Annotated in this window: 2 protein-coding genes; both read right to left on the reverse strand. The window is 49.1% G+C overall.

The window, feature by feature from the left end:
• On the reverse strand, nt 1–1374 hold a 1374-nt coding region (locus tag ACEW9I_RS09885), incomplete at its 3' end, for a cation-translocating P-type ATPase (RefSeq protein WP_373540176.1).
• An 82-nt stretch (nt 1375–1456) separates the two neighbouring features.
• Nucleotides 1457–2626, reverse strand: a 1170-nt coding sequence (locus tag ACEW9I_RS09890) for a mechanosensitive ion channel family protein (RefSeq protein ID WP_373540177.1), incomplete at its 5' end; no start/stop codon positions are given.

Here is a 2626-nt window from a genome sequence, read left to right on the forward strand (position 1 = left end):
TTGAAACTGCGATTCAAACGGAATCGTATCCAGTCGCGGTTGCTCCTGCTCTAGAGATTTCAGTGCCAACCCAGCTTTTTGGGCCGAGACAATCAGTGCCCCCTCAGTGGGATCGCCTGCTACAGATAATTGCCCATCTTGCGTTTGGATGTGAGAGTCGTTGCACAATAAGCCGCACTGTAAACACTCTCGTAACGCCAAAGCTCGTTGGCGTAGCCTCTCTGAAAGAGAATCGAGTTCCACGGGTTGTTCATTTTGACAGATCGTACCTTCGTCACCATAACCCACTCCAGAGACAGTATAGTGACTCCCCCCCGCATAGATCGCTTGGACGGTCATCTGATTTTCGGTGAGCGTACCTGTTTTATCCGAGCAAATGACGGTAGTACTACCGAGGGTTTCGACCGCTGGCAGTTTGCGGACGATCGCGTGTTGTTGTGCCATCCGCTTCACTCCCAACGCCAGCGTTACAGTGACTACAGCAGGCAGTCCTTCGGGAATGGCACTAACAGATAGCGCAACTGCGGCTTTAAACCCCTCCGTCCAATTGCCGCCTTTGCCGATGACTACCGCAAACATCAATGCTGCTAGCCCCAGAATGACGTACAGCAGACTCTTACTAAATTGCTCGATCTTGCGAGTCAGTGGCGTTTCTAGTGCCGTGCTTTGCTCCATTAGTTGAGAGATTCGACCAGTTTCAGTCTGGTTGGCGATCGCTACTACAATGCCTTTCGCCTGCCCCACTGTAACTAAACTTCCGGCATAAGCCATGTTGAGACGATCGGCTAAAACTGTTTCAACAGCTAGGGGTGCGATTGCTTTTTGGACGGGAACGGATTCCCCTGTCAGCGCAGATTCACTCACTTGTAAATCTCGCACCGTCACTAACCGTAAGTCAGCAGGTACTTTATCGCCAGATGCCAGCAATACCAGATCGCCAGGAACCAGTTCGCGGGAGTTAAGCCGCATTTTTTGGCCATCTCGAACGATCGTGGCTTCAGTGGTAACGGATTTGGCTAGAGCCGCGATCGCATTTTCAGCTTTCGATTCTTGGACAAAGCCGATCGTGGCATTAATCAACATCACACCCAGAATTACACCCGCGTCCACCCAGTCTTGTAACAACAGCGTCACGACTCCAGCAATCAACAGAATATAAATTAAAGGTTGATTGAATTCCATCAAAAACCGAACGATGGGACTGGTTCCGGCTTTGCCCTTGAGTTCGTTGAACCCATACCGCTCTTGACGTTTAGGTACTTCTGCTGTTGACAAACCTGCTGCTAAATCCGTGCTCAGATAGGTTGCCGCATCGTCAGCAGCTTGCTGGTGCCATTGTTGCTCGGTCAGACGCTCGATCGACAAAGATGTCATAATAAACTCCCAAATAAATAATTAGGTGTTGCTGGTAATTCGCACAAAGTAGAGTGAAATGGGACAAATATTTTCAATAAGTTTAGGTTGGTGGAATCCGATTTTCGCGTCCAGCAGAGGCTATGCCATCGGATTGCAGCAGCCGCTCTGACCGAACATCGCCGATGCTGGGCGTATTTTGGAGCTGAACTGTGTAGACTTCATTAGGTCGATCGATACCTGCTGCTATCATTGCTTCCTTAATTGATTGCGCGACTTGAGAAGTTGATTCTAGAAAAGATAACCGCTGCGAACTTACCCAAAACCGGACTTCTAATTTGACATCATTGGTAGCAAGTTCTCTGACGAGAATTTCTACTGGCGGCTGTGCGACTACACTCTCGACGCTCATTGCCGCTTGCTGGATAATCTCTTTTACACTTCCGATATCTGTGTCGTAGTCAATCCCGATCGTCAACGAACTCCGACGCAAATCCGCTGCCGTATTATTGATAATAGTAGCGGTAAAGACCTGTAAATTGGGAATCGAAATCGTGCGTCCATCATAAGTAATGAGTGTAGTCGCACGGAGTTGAATATAAGTTACAGTGCCTTCATATTCTTGAATGATAATCTGATCGCCCACCCGAAATGGTCGCGAGGCTAGTAAAATAATGCCAGAGAAGTAATTGCTCAGAATATCTCGCAAGCTAAAGCCAATTGCCACACTTGTCAGTCCTAACGTGCCAATTAGGGTGGCAAAATTCAATCCCAACACTCCGAGCGCGACGATCGTGCCGAATACCCAAATACTGCTGTACACTACCCGACTTACTAACGTTCTAGAGTTATAATCGATTTCCCACCGCTCGGATGCGGCTAATGTAATGCGTTTGATGCTGCTAGCTAAAAACATCGTCAGCAACACAGTCAGCAGTGCGCCAAGAATGCTCGGTAGTCGATCGATACTATCGCGCTGAAACTGGCGGATTGTACCGTATAGCCGTTGTCCGACATCGATCGCCAGTGGGGGTTCGTCAAATGCGCGATTGAGTGCCGTTGCCCACTGCTGCGCCAATGCCTCGACACCTACGCCAAAATCCTGGGCATCCTGTTGGGTGACAGTCATCAGAATCCGATTATTCCGTTGGAGGGTAGCAATCCCGCGCTGCGGGTCAGTTTGGACGGTAATCGCGCCATTCGACTGCGATTGAGCTAGAAAACTTGCAATCCGGCGATTGATAATATTAGCGCGATCGCTCGCACTGAGATT

Source organism: Chamaesiphon sp., from assembly GCF_041738855.1.
GTDB lineage: Bacteria > Cyanobacteriota > Cyanobacteriia > Cyanobacteriales > Chamaesiphonaceae > Chamaesiphon.